The 20,251-nt window shown below is 75.2% G+C and carries 17 protein-coding genes; all 17 read right to left on the bottom strand.

Annotated elements, in window-relative coordinates; genetic code table 11:
* Positions 1-7: 7 nt before the first annotated feature.
* Complete coding sequence (locus V5D56_RS13805; protein WP_435735873.1) at positions 8-1,738, bottom strand: RsmB/NOP family class I SAM-dependent RNA methyltransferase; 1,731 nt, start codon at positions 1,736-1,738, stop codon at positions 8-10.
* A complete protein-coding gene (gene fmt / locus V5D56_RS13800; protein ID WP_435735872.1) occupies positions 1,735-2,691 on the bottom strand; it encodes a methionyl-tRNA formyltransferase in 957 nt (318 codons plus the stop codon). Before fmt ends, V5D56_RS13805 begins: the two co-directional genes overlap by 4 nt.
* Positions 2,692-2,782: 91 nt before the next feature.
* Positions 2,783-3,439, bottom strand: coding sequence for an HAD family hydrolase (locus tag V5D56_RS13795; RefSeq protein WP_435735871.1), 657 nt, complete (start codon positions 3,437-3,439; stop codon positions 2,783-2,785).
* Positions 3,436-5,721 (bottom strand): primosomal protein N', encoded by a 2,286-nt coding sequence (locus V5D56_RS13790; protein WP_435735870.1) that lies wholly within the window; start codon positions 5,719-5,721, stop codon positions 3,436-3,438. Before V5D56_RS13790 ends, V5D56_RS13795 begins: the two co-directional genes overlap by 4 nt.
* A gap of 72 nt (positions 5,722-5,793) precedes the next feature.
* Positions 5,794-6,993: a methionine adenosyltransferase gene (metK, locus tag V5D56_RS13785; protein WP_435735869.1), complete on the bottom strand. Its 1,200-nt coding sequence runs from the start codon at positions 6,991-6,993 to the stop codon at positions 5,794-5,796.
* A gap of 60 nt (positions 6,994-7,053) precedes the next feature.
* On the bottom strand, positions 7,054-8,346 hold the full coding sequence (coaBC, locus tag V5D56_RS13780) for a bifunctional phosphopantothenoylcysteine decarboxylase/phosphopantothenate--cysteine ligase CoaBC (RefSeq protein WP_435735868.1): 1,293 nt from the start codon (positions 8,344-8,346) through the stop codon (positions 7,054-7,056).
* 58 nt (positions 8,347-8,404) lie between these two features.
* Positions 8,405-8,686, bottom strand: coding sequence for a DNA-directed RNA polymerase subunit omega (rpoZ, locus tag V5D56_RS13775; RefSeq protein ID WP_251150943.1), 282 nt, complete (start codon positions 8,684-8,686; stop codon positions 8,405-8,407).
* A gap of 191 nt (positions 8,687-8,877) precedes the next feature.
* Complete coding sequence (gene gmk / locus V5D56_RS13770; protein WP_435735867.1) at positions 8,878-9,543, bottom strand: guanylate kinase; 666 nt, start codon at positions 9,541-9,543, stop codon at positions 8,878-8,880.
* The gene (gene mihF, locus V5D56_RS13765; protein WP_435735866.1) at positions 9,536-9,847 is read right to left on the bottom strand and encodes an integration host factor, actinobacterial type; all 312 of its coding nucleotides are present in this window, start codon (positions 9,845-9,847) and stop codon (positions 9,536-9,538) included. The genes gmk and mihF overlap by 8 nt, the downstream gene beginning before the upstream one ends.
* Positions 9,848-10,012: 165 nt before the next feature.
* Positions 10,013-10,903 (bottom strand): tyrosine-protein phosphatase, encoded by an 891-nt coding sequence (locus V5D56_RS13760; protein ID WP_435735865.1) that lies wholly within the window; start codon positions 10,901-10,903, stop codon positions 10,013-10,015.
* Positions 10,904-10,954: 51 nt separating this feature from the next.
* A complete protein-coding gene (pyrF, locus tag V5D56_RS13755; RefSeq protein ID WP_435735864.1) occupies positions 10,955-11,824 on the bottom strand; it encodes an orotidine-5'-phosphate decarboxylase in 870 nt (289 codons plus the stop codon).
* Positions 11,821-15,207 carry a carbamoyl-phosphate synthase large subunit gene (gene carB / locus V5D56_RS13750; protein ID WP_435735863.1) on the bottom strand — a complete coding sequence of 1,129 codons (3,387 nt, stop codon included), beginning with the start codon at positions 15,205-15,207 and terminating at the stop codon, positions 11,821-11,823. Before carB ends, pyrF begins: the two co-directional genes overlap by 4 nt.
* A gap of 2 nt (positions 15,208-15,209) precedes the next feature.
* Positions 15,210-16,454: a glutamine-hydrolyzing carbamoyl-phosphate synthase small subunit gene (carA, locus tag V5D56_RS13745; protein WP_435735862.1), complete on the bottom strand. Its 1,245-nt coding sequence runs from the start codon at positions 16,452-16,454 to the stop codon at positions 15,210-15,212.
* The gene (locus V5D56_RS13740) at positions 16,451-17,077 is read right to left on the bottom strand and encodes a hypothetical protein (RefSeq protein WP_435735861.1); all 627 of its coding nucleotides are present in this window, start codon (positions 17,075-17,077) and stop codon (positions 16,451-16,453) included. Before V5D56_RS13740 ends, carA begins: the two co-directional genes overlap by 4 nt.
* On the bottom strand, positions 17,074-18,426 hold the full coding sequence (locus V5D56_RS13735) for a dihydroorotase (protein WP_435735860.1): 1,353 nt from the start codon (positions 18,424-18,426) through the stop codon (positions 17,074-17,076). Before V5D56_RS13735 ends, V5D56_RS13740 begins: the two co-directional genes overlap by 4 nt.
* The gene (locus tag V5D56_RS13730; RefSeq protein WP_435735859.1) at positions 18,423-19,523 is read right to left on the bottom strand and encodes an aspartate carbamoyltransferase catalytic subunit; all 1,101 of its coding nucleotides are present in this window, start codon (positions 19,521-19,523) and stop codon (positions 18,423-18,425) included. Before V5D56_RS13730 ends, V5D56_RS13735 begins: the two co-directional genes overlap by 4 nt.
* A complete protein-coding gene (gene pyrR, locus V5D56_RS13725; protein ID WP_435735858.1) occupies positions 19,520-20,161 on the bottom strand; it encodes a bifunctional pyr operon transcriptional regulator/uracil phosphoribosyltransferase PyrR in 642 nt (213 codons plus the stop codon). Before pyrR ends, V5D56_RS13730 begins: the two co-directional genes overlap by 4 nt.
* Between the last annotated feature and the right edge of the window lie 90 nt (positions 20,162-20,251).

The raw sequence follows: 20,251 nt of genomic DNA, 5'->3' as shown, positions 1-20,251 counted from the left end.
GGCAGGCTCAGCGGGCCGGCAGGCGCCGCAGGAGCGTCAGGTGCATCGCGTCGGTGCCGTGGACGTGCGGCCAGAGCTGGACGTCCTGCCGGTCCCCCAGCTCGATCGCCTCGCGCGCGTCGGGACGGACGACGCCGCGCACCACCGCCGGCGCGTCGAGGAGCTCGACGTCGTCGCGCCGACGCACCACGTCGGCGACGACGACCTGCGTCTCGGCGAGGTGCGGCGAGCACGTCACGTAGGCGACCACTCCCCCGGGCCGCACCGCGTCGAGCGCGGACGCGAGCAGCGCGCGCTGGAGACCGGTGAGGACCGCCAGGTCTCCGGGTGTGCGGCGCCACCGCGACTCCGGGCGGCGGCGCAGCGCACCGAGGCCGGTGCACGGCGCGTCGAGCAGCACGCGGTCGTAGGAGCCGGGCTCGTCCTGCCCGACGTCGCGCCCGTCCCCGGTCCGCACGGCCTCCACGGCGTCGGCCGGCACGGCCGCGAGCGCCTTCTCGACGAGGCGGGCGCGGTGCGGCTGGACCTCGTTGGCGACGAGGCGTGCCCCGCGCTCGGCGGCGAGGGCGCCGAGCAGCGCGGCCTTGCCGCCCGGTCCGGCGCACAGGTCGAGCCAGCGGGCGTCCGGGCCGGCGGGCGCGTCGTCCGTGGCGCCGTCCGGGCCGGCGAGCGGCGCGGCGGCGAGGGCGAGGGCGACGAGCTGGCTGCCCTCGTCCTGCACGCCGGCGCGTCCGTCGCGCACGGCGCCGTAGGCGGCGGGGTCGCCGCCCTCGAGGACCAGTGCCGTCGGGGCCCACCGGCCGGGTGCGGTGCGGGCGTCGGCGAGCTCGTCGGGGTCGGCGAGGCCGGGTCGGGCGACGAGCGTGACGCGGGGCGCGTCGTTGTCGGCGGCGAGGAGGTCGGCGAGCTCGCCGGGGTCGCGGCCGGTGCCGGTGAGCGCGTCGCGCAGCGCTCGGGCGACCCATACGGGGTGGGAGCCGGTGGCCGCGAGCGCCGTGAGCTCGTCCGGGGCGTCGGCGGCGATCTGGGTCAGCCAGTCGTCGAGCGGGGTGCGCGCGACGCGGCGCAGGACGGCGTTGACGAGCTGGGCGCTGCCCGCGCCGGTGCACGCGCGGGCGAGGCCGACCGTCTCCGACACGGCGGCGTGCTGCGGGACCCGCATCCCGAGGAGCTGGTGGGCGCCGAGGCGCAGGATGTCGAGGACGGGCGGGTCGAGGCGGTCGAGGGGCCGGTCGAGGCACCGTGCGAGGACGGCGTCGTAGCGTCCGCGCAGGCGCAGGGTGCCGTAGGCGAGCTCGGTGGCGAACCCGGCGTCGCGGCCGCGGATCTCGCGCTGGCGCAGCAGCGGGGGCAGCACGAGGTTGGCGTAGGCGTCGGAGCCGTCGACCTCGCGCAGGACGTCGAAAGCTGCGGTGCGCGCGGGGTCGGTGCCCTTGCGGCGCTGCGAGGGGGCGACGGACGAGCGGCTCGCCTCGCCGCGGGAGCGGGCGGCGCCGCGCTGGCGTCCGCGGGCGTCGCGGCGGGCGTCGTCCGCAGCGGCGCCACCGCGTTCGCCCCGGTCGCCGCTCGAGGAGGGTGTCGAACGGGCGTTCGATGCCGCAGCCGCACCCCGAGGGGATCGGTTCGAACGCGCGTTCGATGCGCTCGGCCCGGCGGAGGCTCCGCCGGGACCGTCGCTCGAACGTGCGTTCGATCCGTCGTCGCGGCGACGGTCGTCGGACCCGCGTCCAGCACTCATGCCGCCACCTCCGCCGCGCCGAGCACGAGGCCCTCCGGAAGCCGTGCGCCGCGCGCCCAGTCGGCGGCGGGCATGTGCTTCTTGCCCACCGGTGCGACGTCGCCGAGCGCCACGGCGTGCGTGGCCGTGCCGACGAGCACCTCGCGCTTGCCCGCCCTCACCGCACCGGGTGCGAGGTCCGTGACGTCGGGGCGTGGCGTCACCGGGCCGAGGCCCAGGCGCGTCGGAGCTCCCGACGCGTCCGGGACGGTCGTCCACGCGCCCGGCGCGGGCGTGCAGCCACGCACGAGGCGGTCGACCGCGAGCGCCGGCACGTCCCAGCGCACGCGCGCGTCGGAGGTCGTGAGCTTCGCGGCGTGGGACACGCCGTCGGCGGGCTGGGGCTCAGGACGCAGGGTGCCGTCCTCGAGCGCGTCGAGCGTCGCCACGAGCAGGCCCGCGCCCGAGACGGCGAGGCGGCCGAGGAGGTCGCCGGAGGTGTCGCGGGGACGGATCGTCTCGGTCGTGGTCCCGAGGACGGGTCCGGTGTCGAGGCCCTCCTCGAGGACGAACGTCGTCGCGCCCGTCACCTCGTCGCCGGCGATGATCGCGCGCTGTACCGGCGCCGCGCCGCGCCAGGCGGGCAGCACGGAGAAGTGCAAGTTCACCCACCCGTGCCGGGGCACGGCCAGCACGTCGGGGCGCAGGATCTCGCCGTACGCGACGACGGGTGCCGCGTCGATCTCCAGGTCGCGCAGCGTGGCGAGGAACTCCTCGCCGCGCGGGCGAGCGGTCAGCACCGGGACGCCCGCCTGCTCTGCCCGCACCCGCACCGGGCTCGGCGTCAGGCGTCGCCCACGTCCCGCGGGGGCGTCGGCGCGCGTGAGCACGGCGACCACCTCGTGCCGGGAGTCGAGGAGGGCGTCGAGGGAAGGAACCGCGGTGTCCGGGGTTCCGGCGAACAGCAGGCGCATGGGCCCGAGTCTAGGTGGCCTCGTCGCCACCACCGGCGTGCCGACTGCGGGATGCGGGACCGCGTGCGGCTCGACGGTGCGGGCCCGGTCGTCACGCGTCGTCGCCGGACCCGACGTCGACGCCGAGCTCACGGAGGGCCCCACGGAGTCCGGCCGTGCCCCGGAACAGGTGGGTGCGCAGACCGAGCGCGGCTGCGGCGTCGACGTTGGCGGGGCTGTCGTCGGTGAACAGGGTGCGTCGCGGGTCGAGGCCGAAGCGCTCGATCGCGCGCTCGAAGATCGCCGGGTCCGGCTTCGCGAGGCCCTCCCGGCCGGACACGAGGACGTCGTCCAGGCGCGTGGTCGCGGGCGCGGCCGTCGCGGCGTGGTGGAAGAGCTCGGCGGACCAGTTCGTCAGCCCGTACAGGCGCAGGCCCAGTGCGCGCAGCTCGTCCACGAGCTCGGCCGACCCCTCCACCGGTCCGGAGAGCGTGGCCGTGAAGTGGGTGAGGTACCGGTCGAGCAGGTCGACGTGGTGCGGGTGGCTGCGGGCCACCTCCGCGCGGGCCTCGGCCCACGTCGCCCCCGCGTCCCGTCCGTGGTTGAGGGCGGGAAAGTCGACGTCCGTGAAGAACGTCTCGACGACCTCGGCGTCGTGCCCGTCGTACGCGCGGTACGGGTCCCAGCCGACCAGGACGTTGCCGAAGTCGTACAGCACGGCGTCGACGAGGCGCGCAGCGCCATCCGTCGCGCGGTGGCGGTCGGTCACAGGATCTCCTTCGGGTCGAGCTGCACGCGCACGGAACCGTTCTCGCGCCGCGCCGAACGGACGGCGAGCGAGGCGCCGAGCTGGCGGGCCAGCTCGCGCCCCTGCCCGTGCGGGACGCGCACGACGGCGCGCACGGGACGAGCGGCGCCGCCGGCGAGGTCGGGGGTGTCGTCGGCCCGCGCGGGGGCGACCTCGACCGGTCCGAGCACCGTCTCCGGGCTCGCGAGGTCGACACGGTCGAGGACCGCCGCCACCGCGGCGCGGTCGCCCGTGACGGCGGCGACGCGCACGGCCGGGGGCAGCGCGAGCTCGGCACGCTCGTCGAGCTCACGGTCCGCGAGACCGGCCGGGTCCCACCGGACGAGCGCGTTGGTCGGCGCGGGCGCGGCGTCGCCGACGAGGAGCACCTGGCCGCCGTCGCCCGCCGGCCGCACGAGCGAGGCCGCGGCGAGCCAGCGCGCGAGCGCGTCCTGCGCGACGTCGAGCCCGACGTGCGCCGTGCTCACCGCGGCGTCCAGCAGCAGGGCAGCCGTGTACCCGCCGTCCGCGACCGGCTCCGCACCGGGCGTCGAGACGACCAGCGCCGGCTCGCCGCCCACCGCGGCCAGCACCCCGCCGGCCGCTCCCGCACCGGACATCCGTACCGGCACGCCCGGGAACGCGCGGCCCAGCTCCTCCGCCGTGCGCTGCGACCCCACCCGGACCGAGCGCAGGCCCGTCCAGTGGCACTCCGGGCAGGACCAGCCGCCCGCGAGCGCCCCGCACCACGCGCACTGCGGGGCCGCGCCCGGCCCGGGCAGGGCGAGCGGGCCGTGGCACACCGTGCACCGTGCGGGCGTGCGGCAGCGCGCGCACGCGACGACGGGCAGGTACCCCGACCGCGGCACCTGCACGAGGACCGGCCCGTGCTCGAGCGCGGACCGGGCGGCGCGCCACGCCGCGGCCGGGACGCGGGCCGCCGCTCCCGGACCCTCCGCGGCGAGCTCGACCGACGTCAGGGCGCGCACACGGGGCGCCCGGGAGCGCACGACGTCACGGGAGGCGGCGAGCTCGTGCGCCCAGCCGCGCGCGAGCAGGGCATGCCCTGCGACCGTGCGCCCGTGGCCGCCGAGCAGGTACGCCGCGCCCTCCTGCTCGCTGCGCAGCGCGAGGACCTCCCGCGCGTGGGGGTACGGGGCGCGCGGCTCCGCCAGGGTGTCCTCGCCGTCGTTCCAGCACACGACGAGCCCCAGGTCGACGACGGGGGCGAACGCCGCCGCTCGCGTGCCGACGACGACGCGGGCGAGCCCACGGCGGACCGCGAGGAAGCCCCGGTAGCGCGGGGCGGGCCCCTCGTCGGCCGTCAGCCGCACGACGTCCCCACCGCTCGCCGCGTCCCAGGCCCTCAGCCCGGCGGCCGCGAGCGCGGCGCACACCTGGTCGACGTCGCGGGCGTCCGGCACGACGACGAGGGCGCCCCGGCCGACGTCCCGGACCACGCGCACCGCCTCCGCGACGGCAGCGGCCCAGTGCGTCACGGGCAGGGCGGTGTCCGGGGTGCGGCGCCGCTTGCCTGCCGACCCTGCCCCGGGGGCCGGTTCGCCGTCGGTACCGGCGCCGTCCGGTGCGGGGGCGAGACCCGGCAGGGCGGTCCACACCGCGCGCGGCGCCCCGCCGCGTGCGAGGTGGGTGAGGAACGCGGGACCGGTCCGGTAGGCCCCCCACACCGAGGGCGCCCCCCGTCCGGCGGGTGGCGCCGCCGCGCCGGGCGTCGGGCCGGGCGTCGTGGTCGTCGTCACCGTCGCCGCGTCCAACCCTTGCTCGGCACGCGCGTGGCGGGGCGGGACCGCGAGGCGCAGCACGTCCGGCAACGTGCCCGCGTACAGGTCGGCGACGGACCGTGCGAGCCGCAGCACCTGCGGCGTCAGCACCGGCTCGGGCGACACGACGCGCCGCAGCGGCTGGAGGCGGCCGACGTGGTCCGAACGCTCGAGGCGTGCCACGACGTACCCGTCGACGTCCCGCCCGGCGAACCGCACCTTGACCCGCGCGCCGGGCTGCGCGGCGTCGGCCATCGCCGCCGGCACGAGGTAGTCGTACGGGCGGTCCAGGTGCGCGGGCGCGAGGTCGAGCACCAGCTGGGCGACGGGAAGCTCCGCGGCGACCTCGAGAGGCCCCACCGACGCCGCGCGGCGCGGCGCGGCGGCGGGCACCTCGGTCCCCGGGAGGGCGTCCTGGACCGTGGACGCGGCACCCGCTCCCTGACCGCTCCTGTCCCGACCGGTACCGTCCGTGCTGCTCACGGACTCATCCCATCACGGCCCACCCTCGCGACCGACCACGGAGCGGCTCGGAGGCGAGGGACGGGGCCGTGCTCAGACGACGGACTGCAGGGCCGCGACGCGGTCCGTGCGCTCCCACGTGAAGTCCGGCACCTCGCGGCCGAAGTGGCCGTAGGCCGCGGTCGCGGCGTAGACCGGGCGCAGCAGGTCCAGGTCGCGGATGATCGCCGCCGGGCGCAGGTCGAACACCTCGCGGATCGCGGCCACGATGCGCTCGACCGGCACCGTCTCCGTCCCGAACGTCTCGACGTACATGCCCACGGGGTGCGCCTTGCCGATCGCGTACGCGACCTGCACCTCGCAGCGGCGCGCCAGGCCGGCCGCGACCACGTTCTTCGCGACCCAGCGCGTCGCGTACGCGGCCGAGCGGTCCACCTTCGACGGGTCCTTGCCGGAGAACGCGCCGCCGCCGTGACGGGCCATGCCGCCGTACGTGTCGACGATGATCTTGCGGCCCGTGAGCCCGGCGTCACCGCGCGGGCCGCCGATGACGAACGTCCCCGTCGGGTTGACGAACAACCGCGTCTCGCGCGTGTCCAGGTCGACCCCCGCGGCCTCGAGCACCGGCGCGACGACATCCTCGGCGATCAGCCGGTGCAGCTTCTCCTGCACGACGTCCGGGTCGTGCTGGGTGGACAGCACCACGGTGTCGAGCGACACGGCCCGGTCGCCGTCGTAGCCGATGGTCACCTGGGTCTTGCCGTCGGGACGCAGACCGGGGACCGTGCCGTCGCGACGCACCTCGGCGAGGCGCTCCGCGAGCCGGTGGGCGAGCCAGACCGGCAGGGGCATGAGGCTCGGCGTGTCGTCGCTCGCGTACCCGAACATCAGGCCCTGGTCGCCCGCGCCCTGGGCGTCGAGCGGGTCGTGACCGGAGGCCGCGTCGTCGCGCTCCTCGAGGCTCTTGTCCACGCCCTGGGCGATGTCCGGCGACTGCTGGCCGATCGACACCGACACGCCGCACGAGTCCGCGTCGAACCCGATCGCGGACGACGTGTACCCGATCCGGCGCACGACGTCGCGCACCACCTGCGGGATCTCGACGTACGCGTCGGTCGTGACCTCCCCCGCGACGTGCACGAGCCCGGTCGTGACCATGGACTCGACCGCGACGCGCGACGTCGGGTCCTGCGCGAGCATCGCGTCGAGGATCGCGTCCGAGATCTGGTCGCAGACCTTGTCCGGGTGACCCTCGGTGACGGACTCGGACGTGAAGAGACGGAGATCAGCCATGGCGCACAGCGTACCGTCCCGCAGGATGGGCGCAACCATCCGAAAGGTGAGACTTTGCGGTCAGCGCGACCCGGCCCCGGTCCGCGTCACGACGGCGTCCCACACCGCGTCCGCGACGTCGCGCTTGGTCCCGGACGCCGTCGCCACGACGTCCCCCGCGCCGTCGACGACCGTCACGTCGTTCACGTCGACGCCGAAGCCCCGCCCGTCGCCCACCGCGTTGACGACGAGGAGGTCGGCGCCCTTGCGCCGCGCCTTCTCCCGCCCGTGGTCGAGCACCGAGCCGTGCCCGTCCCCCGTCTCGGCCGCGAACCCCACGACGACCTGGTCCGCGCGCAGCCGCTCGTGCGCGAGCTCCGCGAGCACGTCCGGGTTCTCCACGAGCACGATCGGCGCGGGCCCCTGGCCCGGGACCTTCTTGATCTTCGCGTCCGGTGCGCTCGCCGGACGGAAGTCGGCCACCGCCGCGGCCATGACGACGACGTCCGCCGTCGCCGCCGCGGCGCGCACGGCCTCGCGCAGCTGCGCGGTCGTCTCGACCGGCACGACCTCCATCCCGGGAGCCGGCACCGTGCCGGCGTGCGCCGTCGGCGCGCCGTCCTCCAGCACCTGCGCGTCGAGGTTCGCGGCCACGAGCGTCACGTGCGCCCCGCGGGCGCGCGCCGCCCGCGCGAGCGCCACGCCCTGGCGGCCGCTGGACCGGTTGCCGATGAACCGCACCGGGTCGATCGGCTCACGCGTGCCGCCGGCGGACACCACGACGCGCAGCCCGGCGAGGTCCTGCGCCGACGCCGGGCCCCCGCCCGGAGGCGGGTCCGCGACGTCGGCGCCGGTCGCGATCCCGAGAGCCACGCGGGCGATGTCCTCGGGCTCGGGCAGCCTGCCCGGACCGGTGTCGGCGCCGGTCAGCCGCCCCGACGCCGGCTCGATGACATGGACGCCCCGGGCCCGCAGCGTCGCGACGTTCGCCACCGTGGCGGGGTGCTCCCACATCTCCGTGTGCATCGCGGGAGCCATCACCACCGGGCAGCGCGCCGTGAGCAGCGTGGACGTGAGCAGGTCGTCCGCACGCCCCGTCGCCGCGCGCGAGAGCAGGTCGGCGGTCGCCGGTGCCACGACCACGAGGTCCGCGCCCTGGCCGAGCGCGACGTGCGGCACGTGCTCCACGTCCTCGAACACCTGGTCCGTGGCGGGCTCGCCCGACAACGCCTCCCACGTGGGCGCACCCACGAACCGCAGGGCCGACGCCGTCGGCACCACCCGGACCCGGTGCCCCTCCTCGCGCAGCAGGCGCAGCAGCAGCACGGCCTTGTACGCCGCGACACCGCCGCTGACGCCGAGCACGATCCTCATGGGGCTCCTCGCACGAGAGCGCCCCGCCCGGCAGCAGCCGGGCGGGGCGGTCGGTGACTCAGTCCTCGGAGCCCTCGGCGGGCTCGGAGCTCTCGATCGTCAGCAGGCCGGCACTGATCTCGCGCATCGCGATCGACAGCGGCTTCTCCTGGTTGCGGGTCTCGAGGAGCGGGCCGACGTTCTCCAGCAGGCCCTCGCTCAGCTGCGAGTAGTACGCGTTGATCTGACGCGCGCGCTGCGCCGAGTAGATGACGAGCGCGTACTTCGAGTCGACGTGCTCGAGCAGGTCGTCGATGGGCGGGTCGGTGATGCCCTCGGGGGCGGCGACGGTTCCGGACACAGTTCGCTCCGTGGGGTTCTCGGGTCCTGCAGCCGGTCGCTGCAGCGGTTTCGTGCGGTGGTGCGGCGTGCAGGCGACGATGTCACGGCCGACGATGACGTCCGTGACGCCAGCGACGCCCGTGACGGATCGTGGACGGTCGTCGCGGGAAGCCGGCGGCGGCGGCTCGCCGCACGCACCGACCTCCCAGTCTACTCCGTGCGCGCCGCCGCTCGCGGCACACCGGTCCCGGGTGCCGTCCCGGCGGCAGGTCCCGCGCCGACGGGACGCGGCTCCAGCCCCATCACCCGCACGAGCTCGTCGGTCGCGCGGTGCACGTCGTCGTTGACGATGACGTGGTCGAACTCCGACTCCGCCGCGAGCTCCACCTTGGCGGTCGTCAGGCGCCGCTCCCGCTCCTCCGCGTCCTCGGTGCCGCGCCCCACGAGACGACGCACCAGCTCGTCCCAGCTCGGCGGCGCCAGGAACACGAACCGGGCCTCGGGCATCGACGCCCGCACCTGCCGCGCCCCCTGCAGGTCGATCTCCAGGAGCGCGGGCACCCCCGCGGCGAGCCGGTCCTCGACCGCCCGCCGCGGGGTGCCGTAGCTGTTGCGTCCGTGGACCACGGCCCACTCGAGCAGCTCGTGCTCCGAGACCATGCGGGCGAACTCGTCCGTGCCGACGAACAGGTAGTGCACGCCGTCCACCTCGCCCGGGCGAGGGTCGCGCGTCGTCGCCGACACGGACAACCACACCTCCGGGTAGCGGGCGCGGATGTCCGCGGACACCGTGCCCTTCCCGACGGCGGTCGGGCCCGCCAGGACGGTCAGACGGGCAGGACGGGGCGCGGGCGGTTGTGCGGAAATGTCAGCCAAACCTCTCGATGAGGGCCGCGGACTGGTGGGGGCCGAGGCCGCGGACACGTCGTGTCTCGGCGATCCCGATCTCTTCCATGATCGCCCGAGCCTTCACCTTACCCACGCCTGGCAGCGACTCCAGCAACTTGACGACCTTGAGCTTGCCGATCATGTCGTCCGTCTGCCCGCGCTCGATGACCTCCTTCAACGAGCCCTGGGAGTACTTCAGGCGGTTCTTCACCTCGGCGCGGACCCGCCGGGCCTCCGCGGCCTTCTCGAGCGCAGCCGCGCGCTGTTCTGGGGTCAAGGGTGGAAGTGCCACTCAAGTCACCTACTCGTCGTCAGGCGGATGGGCCCACTCTGCCGGATCCACGCAGGTACCGCACGCCGGGTCGTCCCGGCCCACCTGCGCGGACGTCGGTCCTTCGAACGTAGCGACCCCGCGCGCGGCAGGCAACGACCCGGCACCCGCGCGTCGTGCGGACCGTCATCCGACGAGCCGCGCCACGAGCGCACGGCGCACGTCGTCCGTGACGCCGCAGGCCGCGAGATACCCGTCGATGTCGCCGTGCTCACGCTCGGCGAGGTCCCACGCGCTGTCCAGGTAGTCGGGCTCGACCGTCAGCAGCGGGCCGAGCGCGGCGGCGTCGAGCCCCGGGATCGGCGGGACGACCGCCGCGAGCCCGTCGGCAGCCGCGGCGCTCGCGAGGTACTCCGCCATGCGGTCGGCCTCTCCGACGCCCGCGAGGTGCTGGGCGAGGGCGACCACCCACCCGGTGCGGTCCTTCCCGGCCGAGCAGTGCACCACCACGGCTCCTGGCGCGGCCGCGATATCGGCGAGCACCTGGCCGACCGTCGCGCGGATCCCCGCGTCGCGGACGAACGTCTCGTAGACGCCCAGCATCATCCGACGGGCGACGGCGGCGGGGTCGGGCGCGGTGACGAGGCCCGCCACGAGAGCGGCCGGGTCGGCGGACCGGGCACCGCCCTCGGCGCCCGACGCCGCCCCGAGGCCGCGTGCCGGGTCCATGCCGCGACGCAGCACCGTGACCCCGCCCGGGACGACGTCCGCCCCGTCGCGCGCGAGCTCGTCGTCGCCGCGCAGGTCCAGCACCGTCGTGACCCCGAGGTCGGCGAGAGCCGCCTGGCCGTTCGCGGTGAGGCGCGACAGGCTCGCCGTGCGCAGGAGGACCCCCGTGCGCAGCGGGTCGGATCCCTGCACGGGCACCGCACGACCACCGACGTCGCGCGCGTTCCAGGTGCCCTCGATCTCCAGCGCCCCGGGCACGACGGGGCCCCGCGAGGCGGTCGGTGCGCCGAGGGGCGGGATCGCGGGGGACGGGGCGGTGGCGCGCGTCGAGGCGTCGTCGGTGCTCATCCGCGCATTCTCGCAGGCAGCGGCGCCGGCGACCATGTCACGGGCGCAGCCTCAGCCGCGCAGCGCCGCGGTCGCGTCGTCCGACGCCGCACGCGCCGCCGCGCGCAGCGCCGCGACGTCGGGTCCGGCGCGCAGCACGCCGCGCGAGCTCGACGCGAGCACCTGGCCGCGCGCCGCACCGAACACGCCGGCGAGCTCGGCCGGCCCGGCGCCCTGCGCGCCCACGCCCGGTGCGAGCAGCGGCCCGCGCACCGCGGTGAGGTCGGTCCCGGTCCGGGCGGCGGCGTCGCCGACCGTCGCCCCGACGACGAGACCGATCGACCCGAGCGCGTCACCCGCGTCCACGGCCGGCGCGTTGAGCAGCGCCGCCTCCCGCGCGACCTGCGCCGCCACGGTCTCGACGTCCGCCCCCGCACCGCGGCGCGCGTGCTGGACCTCCTGACCCTCCTTGTTGGAGGTCAGGCACAGCACGAACAGGCCGCGTCCCGAGCCGAGCGCGAGGTCGACCGCGGGCTGCAGCGACCCGAACCCGAGGTACGGCGAGACCGTCAGCGCGTCCGCCGCGAGCGGCGAGCTGTCCCGCAGGTAGGCGTCGGCGTAGGCGGACATCGTCGAGCCGATGTCCCCCCGCTTGGCGTCCATGACGACGAGCGTGCCCGCCGCCCGGGCCGCCGCGAGGACGTCCTCCAGCGCCGCGACGCCGCGCGACCCGTGCCGCTCGAAGAACGCCGACTGCGGCTTCACGGCCGCGACGCGACCGCCCACGGCGTCGACGACCCGCAGGCCGAAGTCGCGCAGCCCGGACGCGTCGTCGGGCAGGCCCCAGTCCGCGAGCAGCCCGGGGTGCGGGTCGATCCCCACGCAGAGGGGGCCGTGGTCGTCCATCGCCGCCGCGAGGCGGGACCCGAACGCCGCGCTCACGCGCCGACCTGCAGCCCGAGGGTCGCGGCCGGCGCCTGCGTGCGTGCCGTCGCCGCCGCGAGCCCTGTCCCGTTCATGTGCTCCTGCAGGCTCGCGACCTCGAACGGTCCCGCGAGCACCGCCTCGATGCCCTGCACCGCGGCGGCGAGCTGGTCGACCGTCGTCGCGATGGGCTTGTCCGCCGCGGTCGTGGCCGCCCGGATCTCGTACCCGTCGGCGCGCGCACCCTGGCCGGACGGGGTGTTGATGACCATGTCCACCTCGCCCGCGGTGATGAGGTCGACGATCGTCGGCTCACCGTCCGGGCCGCGACCCGACGAGAACTTGCGCACCACCGTCGAGGCGATGCCGTTGCGGCGCAGCACGCTGGCCGTGCCAGTCGTCGCGAGGATCTCGAAGCCGAGCTCCGCGAGGCGCTTGACCGGGAAGACCATCGAGCGCTTGTCGCGGTCGGCGACCGAGACGAACACCCGCCCCGACGTCGGCAGGCCGCCGAACGCCGCCGCCTGCGACTTCGCGAACGCGAGCGGGAAGTTCCGGTCGAAGCCCATGACCTCGCCCGTCGAGCGCATCTCCGGGCCGAGGACCGTGTCGACGACGGTGCCGTCCGCCGTGCGGAACCGCTTGAACGGCAGCACGGCCTCCTTCACGGCGATCGGCGCGTCGAGCGGCAGGTCGCCGCCGTCGCCCTGCGCCGGGAGGACACCCGCCGCGCGCAGGTCCGCGATGGAGTCGCCGACCATGACGCGCGCCGCGGCCTTCGCGAGCGAGGTGCCCGTCGCCTTCGACACGAAGGGCACGGTCCGCGACGCGCGCGGGTTCGCCTCGAGCACGTAGAGCACGTCGGACACGAGCGCGTACTGCACGTTGAGCAGGCCGCGGACCCCGACGCCCCGCGCGATCGCCTCCGTCGAGCGACGGATGCGCTCGATCTCCTGCTCGGACAGCGACACGGGCGGCAGGACGCACGCCGAGTCGCCCGAGTGGATGCCGGCCTCCTCGATGTGCTCCATGACGCCGCCGAGGAACAGCTCGGTGCCGTCGTACAGCGCGTCGACGTCGATCTCCATCGCGTCGTCGAGGAACCGGTCGATGAGCAGCGGTGCGGGCAGCAGGCCGCCGGCGGTCCGCTCGTCGGCCGCAGCGGCCGCGAGGGCGCGCTCGACGTACTCGGTGAGCTGGTCGACCGAGTAGACGATCTCCATGCCGCGCCCGCCGAGCACGTAGGACGGGCGCACGAGCACCGGGTAGCCGATGCCGTCGGCGACCTCCTTCGCCGCCTCGAGCGTGCGGGCCGTGCCGAACGCCGGCGCGGGCAGCCCCGCCTCTCCGAGGACGCGCCCGAACTCGCCGCGGTCCTCCGCGGCGTCGATCGCCTCGGGGCTCGTGCCGAGGATCGGCAGGCCGGCGTCGGCGAGTCGCTGCGCGAGCGCGAGCGGCGTCTGGCCGCCGAGCTGGACGATGACGCCCTTGACCGGACCGGCCGCGAGCTCGGCCTCGTAGACCTCGAGGACGTCCTCGAACGTCAGCGGCTCGAAGTACAGGCGGTCGGAGGTGTCGTAGTCCGTCGAGACGGTCTCCGGGTTGCAGTTGACCATGACGGTCTCGTACCGCTCGCGCAGCGTGAGCGCCGCGTGCACGCACGAGTAGTCGAACTCGATGCCCTGACCGATGCGGTTCGGCCCCGAGCCGAGGATGATGACCGCCTCGCGCTCGCGCGGCGCGACCTCCGTCTCGAGGTCGTAGGACGAGTAGTGGTACGGCGTGCGGGCCGCGAACTCCGCCGCGCACGTGTCCACCGTCTTGTAGACGGGACGCACGCCCAGCGCGCGGCGCACCTCGCGGACCGTCGCCTCCCCCGTCGGCCCCATGCCGCGCAGCCGCGCGACCTGGACGTCGGACAGGCCGTGCTTCTTTGCCTCGCGCAGCACGTCCTGCGTGAGCGCCGGCGCGTCCGCCACCGCGGCGGCGACCTCGTTGACGAGCTGGATCTGGTCCAGGTACCACGGGTCGATCTTCGTGGCGTCGAACACCTGCTCCACGCTCGCGCCGGCGCGCAGCGCCTGCTGGACACCGATGATCCGGTTCTCCGTCGGGCGCGCGATCTGCGTCAGGAGCGCGTCGAGCTCGGCGCCCGCCACGGGCTCGCCGTCCCAGTGGAACACCGACCCGCCCTTGTCGATCGAGCGCAGCGCCTTGCCCAGCGCCTCGGTGAAGTTGCGTCCGAGCGCCATCGCCTCGCCCACCGACTTCATGGTCGTGGACAGCGTGTCGTCCGCGGCGGGGAACTTCTCGAACGCGAACCGCGGCACCTTGACCACGACGTAGTCGAGGGTCGGCTCGAACGACGCCGGGGTGACCCGCGTGATGTCGTTCGGGATCTCGTCGAGCGTGTACCCGACGGCGAGCTTCGCCGCGATCTTCGCGATGGGGAAGCCCGTCGCCTTCGACGCCAGCGCGGACGAGCGCGACACGCGCGGGTTCATCTCGATGACGATGACGCGACCCGTCTCGGGGTGCACCGCGTACTGGATGTTGCAGCCGCCGGTGTCGACGCCGACCTCGCGGATCACCGCGATGCCGATGTCGCGCAGGCGCTGGTACTCGCGGTCCGTGAGCGTGAGCGCCGGCGCGACGGTGATCGAGTCGCCGGTGTGCACGCCGACCGGGTCGACGTTCTCGATCGAGCACACGACGACGACGTTGTCGTTCTTGTCGCGCATGAGCTCGAGCTCGTACTCCTTCCAGCCGAGGATGGACTCCTCGAGAAGCACCTCGGTGGTCGGCGAGTAGTGCAGGCCCTGGCCGACGATGCGGCGCAGGTCCGTCTCGTCGTACGCGATGCCCGAGCCCAGGCCACCCATCGTGAAGGACGGGCGCACGACCATCGGGTAGCCGAGGTCGTCGGCCGCGGCCAGCGCCTCCTCGACGGTGTGGATGATCGCCGAGCGCGCGGACTCCCCGCCGCACTTCTCGACGACGTCCTTGAACTGCTGGCGGTCCTCACCCTTCTCGATCGCGGCGATGTTCGCCCCGATGAGCTCGACGCCGTACTTCTCCAGCACGCCGGCCTCGTCGAGCGCGATCGCGGCGTTGAGGGCGGTCTGGCCGCCGAGCGTCGGCAGCAGGGCGTCGGGGCGCTCCTTGGCGATGATCGACGTGAGGACCTCGGTCGTGATGGGCTCGACGTACGTCGCGTCGGCGAACTCGGGGTCCGTCATGATCGTCGCGGGGTTCGAGTTCACGAGGACGACCCGCAGGCCCTCCTCCTTGAGCACGCGGCACGCCTGGGTGCCGGAGTAGTCGAACTCGCAGGCCTGGCCGATGACGATCGGGCCGGACCCGATGACCAGGACGCTGGAGATGTCGGTTCTGCGAGGCACGGTCAGCTCTCCTTGGTGGTCTGCAGGTCGGCGGCGGCTTCGGAGCTCTGCGCACCGCCGGGGCGGGAGGCCATGAGCTCGACGAAGCGGTCGAAGAGGTACGCGGCGTCGTGGGGGCCGGCCGCGGCCTCGGGGTGGTACTGGACGGAGAAGGCGGGCAGGTCGAGGCACTCGAGCCCCTCGACCACCTGGTCGTTGAGCCCGACGTGGGACACCACGACGCGCCCGTAACGACCGCCGTCGTGCGGCGCCACGGACTCGGCCTCGACGGGCGCGTCGACCGCGAACCCGTGGTTGTGCGCGGTGACCTCGACCTTGCCCGTGCGGCGGTCCATGACCGGCTGGTTGATGCCCCGGTGACCGTACGCGAGCTTGTACGTGCCGTAGCCCAGCGCGCGCCCGAGGATCTGGTTGCCGAAGCAGATGCCGAAGAACGGCGTGCCGCGGTCGAGGACGCCGCGCAGGAGCTCGACCTCGTGCGTCGCGGCGCCCGGGTCGCCGGGGCCGTTGGAGAAGAAGACGCCGTCGGGCGCGAGCTCGTCGATCTCGTCGTTCGTCGTCGCGGCGGGCACGACGTGCACGCGCACCCCGCGCTCCGCGAGCCGCTGCGGCGTCATCGTCTTGATCCCGAGGTCGACCGCGACGACCGTCGCGACGGGCGCCCCGTCCGGGGTCGACCCCGCCACGGGCTCCACGACGTACGCCTCCGTGGTGCTGACCTCGCGCGCGAGGTCGGCGCCGGCCATCGCCGGGGCGGCCTTCACCTCCGCGACGAGGTCCTCCGTCGTGCGGGGGTACCCGTCGCGCACGAGCGCGTCGCCGGAGAAGATCCCGGCGCGCATGACGCCCAGCTCGCGCAGGTGGCGCGTGAGCGCGCGCGTGTCGACGTCGCTGATGCCGACGACGCCCTGCTCCGCGAGCTCGTCGTCGAGCGTGCGTACGGAACGCCAGCTCGACGGGCGACGCGCGGCGTCGCGCACGACGTACCCGGCGACCCAGATCTGCCGCGACTCCGGGTCCTCGTCGTTGACTCCCGTGTTCCCGATGTGGGGGGCCGTCATGACGACGATCTGGCGGTGGTAGGAGGGATCGGTGAGCGTCTCCTGGTACCCGGTCATGCCGGTGTTGAAGACGATCTCGCCGACGGTGGTGCCGCGCGCGCCGTAGGCGCGCCCGGCCTGGACGGTGCCGTCCTCGAGGACGAGCAGGGCCCGGTCCGAGGTCGCGGTGGTCGCTGAGCTGGTCACTGTGCTTCCTTGTCGTTCTGGTCGGCAACGTTCGAGTCGGCGACGTTCGAGTCGGCAGGGACGAGTGCGCGCACCGCGTCGAGCAGGCGCGGCACGTCGTCGTCGTGGCGGGGCATGAGGCCGGTGTCGAGGAGCACCGGGGCGGGCACCGACGGGGGGTCCGCCGGTGCCAGGGCGTCGCCGTCCGTGGCGGGGACGGGCTCGGCGGGGACGGCCCAGGACACGACGACGATCGCGTCCTTGCCGACGAACTTGCCGGCCATCCCCGGGGTGAGCGCGGCACCGGAGACCGCGTCCGCGGGGACCCACAGGTCGGGCGCGCCCGACCGGGCGGCGTGGAGACCGCCGTCGTGCACGGTGACCACCGCGCGCGACCGGTCCCCGAGTCCGTGGGCGCCCACGCGGGCGAGCCAGTCCCCCGCGAGAGTGCTGGACACGTAGAGCGCGTCGAGCGGGCCGAGCGTGACGGCACCGCGGTCGCCCGGGGCGGGCGCGGCGGGAGGCGTCGGGACGACGCCGGCGGACCGGCCTGCGACGCGGCGGCGCCCGACGAGCACGAGCGCGAGCAGGACGACGCCGAGGACGACCCAGATGCCGACGGCGACGGGCTGGGGCAGGTTCACGCGCGCACCTCCTCGACCGGGGCGCCGTCGAGCACGGTCGCGCGACCGCGCAGGAAGGTCGCGACGACGCGGCCCGGCAGCTCGCGACCCTGGAACGGCGTGTTGACGCTCGCCGTGGCCTGGGTCGAGCCGTCGACGACGCGGCGAGCGGCGGGGTCCACCAGCGTGACGTTCGCCGGCTCGCCGACCTCGAGCGGACGCCCCTGGGCCGTGGGGCCGGAGTCGATGCGGCCGATCCGGGCCGGGTTCGCGGACAGCACGCGCGCGACGTCGGCCCACGTGAGGCGGCCCGTGTCGACCATGGTCTCCTGGACGACGGCGAGCGCGGTCTCGAGACCGGTCATGCCGAACGCCGCCGCGGCCCACTCGCAGTCCTTGTCCTCGACGGGGTGCGGCGCGTGGTCCGTCGCGACGATGTCGATCGTCCCGTCGGCCAGCCCGGCCCGCACCGCCTCGACGTCCGCGGCGGTGCGCAGCGGCGGGTTGACCTTGAACGTCGGGTCGTACCCGCGCGCGAGGTCGTCGGTGAGGATCAGGTGGTGCGGCGTGACCTCCGCGGTGACGTCGATGCCCCGGCCCTTGGCCCAGCGCACGATCTCGACCGAGCCCGCCGTGGACAGGTGGCACACGTGCAGGCGCGAGCCCACGTGCTCGGCGAGCAGGACGTCGCGCGCGATGATCGCCTCCTCGGCGACCGCGGGCCAGCCGGCGAGGCCCAGCTCCGCGGACACGACGCCCTCGTTCATCTGGGCACCCTCGGTGAGGCGCGGCTCCTGCGCGTGCTGGGCCACGACGCCGTCGAACGCCTTGACGTACTCCAGCGCGCGACGCATGAGGATCGGGTCCGACACGCACTTGCCGTCGTCGGAGAACACGCGCACGCGCGCTGCCGAGTCGGCCATCGCGCCGAGCTCGGCGAGCTGCTCGCCCGCGAGGCCGACCGAGACCGCGCCCACGGGGTGGACGTCCACCCAGCCGGCGTCACGCCCGATGCGCCACACCTGCTCGACGACGCCCGCCGTGTCCGCGACCGGCGTCGTGTTGGCCATCGCGTGGACCGCGGTGAACCCGCCCGCCGCGGCGGCCCGCGTGCCGGACTCGATGGTCTCGGCGTCCTCGCGACCCGGCTCGCGCAGGTGCGTGTGCAGGTCGACCAGGCCGGGGAGGGCTACGAGGTCGGTGGCGTCCACCACGACCACGTCGTCCCCACCGCGGGTGCCTGCGGCCGACTCGCCGACGGGCGCGATCTCGGCGATCGTCCCGTCCGCGAGGACGAGGTCGACCGGCTCGCCGCCGAGGGGACGTGCCCCGCGCAGGACGTACGTGGTGCTGGTTGCGGCGCTGCTCACGGGGTGGCGACCCTTTCGGTGGAGGTGACGGGCGGGGCGGTGACCGGGGAGCCCACGGCGGCGGCGTCCCCGACCGACCCGGGCGTGTCCGTCCCCGCGAGGAGGAGGTAGAGCACGGCCATGCGGACTGCGACGCCGTTCGCGACCTGCTCGACGATGACGGCGCGCGACGAGTCAGCCGCCTGCGCGGAGATCTCCAGGCCGCGGTTCATGGGGCCCGGGTGCATGACGACCGCGTGCTCCGGCAGGAGGGCCAGACGCCGGGCGTCGAGGCCGTACTTGCGCGAGTACTCGAGCGGGTTGGGGAAGAACGCCCCGCCCCCGGCACCCGAGCCGCTCATGCGCTCGCGCTGCACGCGCAGCATCATCACGGCGTCGGCCGCCCCGTTCGGACCGTCGCCCGCGAGCGTCCCGTCGAGGCCGTACGACACGTCGCACGGCCACGTCTCGACGCCCACCGGCAGCAGCGTGGGCGGGGCCACGAGCGTCACGCGCGCCCCGAGCGTGTGCAGCAGGTGCACGTTGGAGCGCGCGACGCGCGAGTGCAGCACGTCGCCGACGATCGCGACGTGCCGGCCCGCGAGGTCGGCACCGCGCGCCGCGGCGTCGTCCGGCCCCGACGCGCCGGGGGCCTCGAGCGCGCTGCCCGACAGGTGCCGGCGCAGCGTGTAGGCGTCGAGCAGGGCCTGCGTCGGGTGCTGGTGCGTGCCGTCGCCGGCGTTGACCACCGCGGCGTCGAGCCAGCCCGCGTGCGCGAGCAGGTGCGGCGCGCCCGACGCCTGGTGCCGCACGACGACCGCGTCGGCACCCATCGCCTGGAGCGTCAGCGCCGTGTCCTTGAGCGACTCGCCCTTCGACACGCTCGACCCCTTGGCCGAGAAGTTGATGACGTCCGCCGACAGCCGCTTCGCGGCCGTCTCGAACGAGATGCGCGTGCGTGTGGAGTCCTCGTAGAAGAGGTTGACGACCGTGCGCCCGCGCAGGGTCGGCAGCTTCTTGATCTCGCGCGACTGCGTCGCGGCCATCTGCGCGGCGGTGTCGAGGATGCGGATGGCGTCCTCGCGCGCGAGCTCCTGGGTCGACAGCAGGTGCCTCATGCGCCGGCCTCCCCGCTCGCGTCGGGCTGCGGGGCGGAGCGGATGACGACCGCGTCCTGCGTCCCCGCGCCGTCCACCTCGTGCAGGCGCACGCCGACGCGCTCGCTCGTCGAGGTCGGCAGGTTCTTGCCGACGAAGTCCGGGCGGATCGGCAGCTCGCGGTGCCCGCGGTCGACGAGCGCAGCGAGCTGCACGGCGCGGGGGCGTCCGAGGTCGCTGATCGCGTCGAGCGCGGCGCGGATCGTGCGCCCGGAGTACAGGACGTCGTCGACCAGGACGACGACCTTGCCGTCGATGCCTGACGCGGGCAGACGGGTCGCGCCGATCGGGCGCGTGGGGTGCCGGTGCAGGTCGTCGCGGTACATCGTCACGTCGAGCTCGCCGACCAGCCCGTGCGCGTCCGCCGCCGCAGAGGACTCGCCGTCGATCGCGGCGAGGCGCTCGGCGAGCCGGTCCGCGAGGGGGACGCCGCGCGTCGGGATGCCGAGCAGGACCAGGTCCCGCGTCCCCTTGTTGCGCTCCACGATCTCGTGGGCGATGCGCGTCAGCGCGCGGGAGATGTCCGCGGCCGTCATGACGACGGTCCCGTCGGACGGGGGTATCGAGGAAGATGTGGGCACAGCAGCGCCAGAGCTCATGTCCGGCGACCTCCTTCCCCGCCTCACAGGACGGGCCTTAAAGGATGTCTGACGGTCCCCACCCTACCCGGCGGCAGGGGCGGACCAGGT

It is taken from the genome of Cellulosimicrobium sp. PMB13 (genome assembly GCF_051294865.1).
Lineage (GTDB): Bacteria > Actinomycetota > Actinomycetes > Actinomycetales > Cellulomonadaceae > Cellulosimicrobium.
Note: the sequence above shows the minus strand (reverse complement) of the source record. Positions and strands in the feature narration are given on the sequence as shown.

Bases quoted from the DNA above. Each gene is read 5' to 3' on its own strand.
- V5D56_RS13805 (WP_435735873.1), bottom strand. From the start codon at position 1,738: ATGAGTGCTGGACGCGGGTCCGACGACCGTCGCCGCGACGACGGATCG.
- fmt (WP_435735872.1), bottom strand. From the start codon at position 2,691: ATGCGCCTGCTGTTCGCCGGAACCCCGGACACCGCGGTTCCTTCCCTC.
- metK (WP_435735869.1), bottom strand. From the start codon at position 6,993: ATGGCTGATCTCCGTCTCTTCACGTCCGAGTCCGTCACCGAGGGTCAC.
- coaBC (WP_435735868.1), bottom strand. From the start codon at position 8,346: ATGAGGATCGTGCTCGGCGTCAGCGGCGGTGTCGCGGCGTACAAGGCC.
- V5D56_RS13760 (WP_435735865.1), bottom strand. From the start codon at position 10,903: ATGAGCACCGACGACGCCTCGACGCGCGCCACCGCCCCGTCCCCCGCG.
- V5D56_RS13730 (WP_435735859.1), bottom strand. From the start codon at position 19,523: ATGAGGCACCTGCTGTCGACCCAGGAGCTCGCGCGCGAGGACGCCATC.
- pyrR (WP_435735858.1), bottom strand. From the start codon at position 20,161: ATGAGCTCTGGCGCTGCTGTGCCCACATCTTCCTCGATACCCCCGTCC.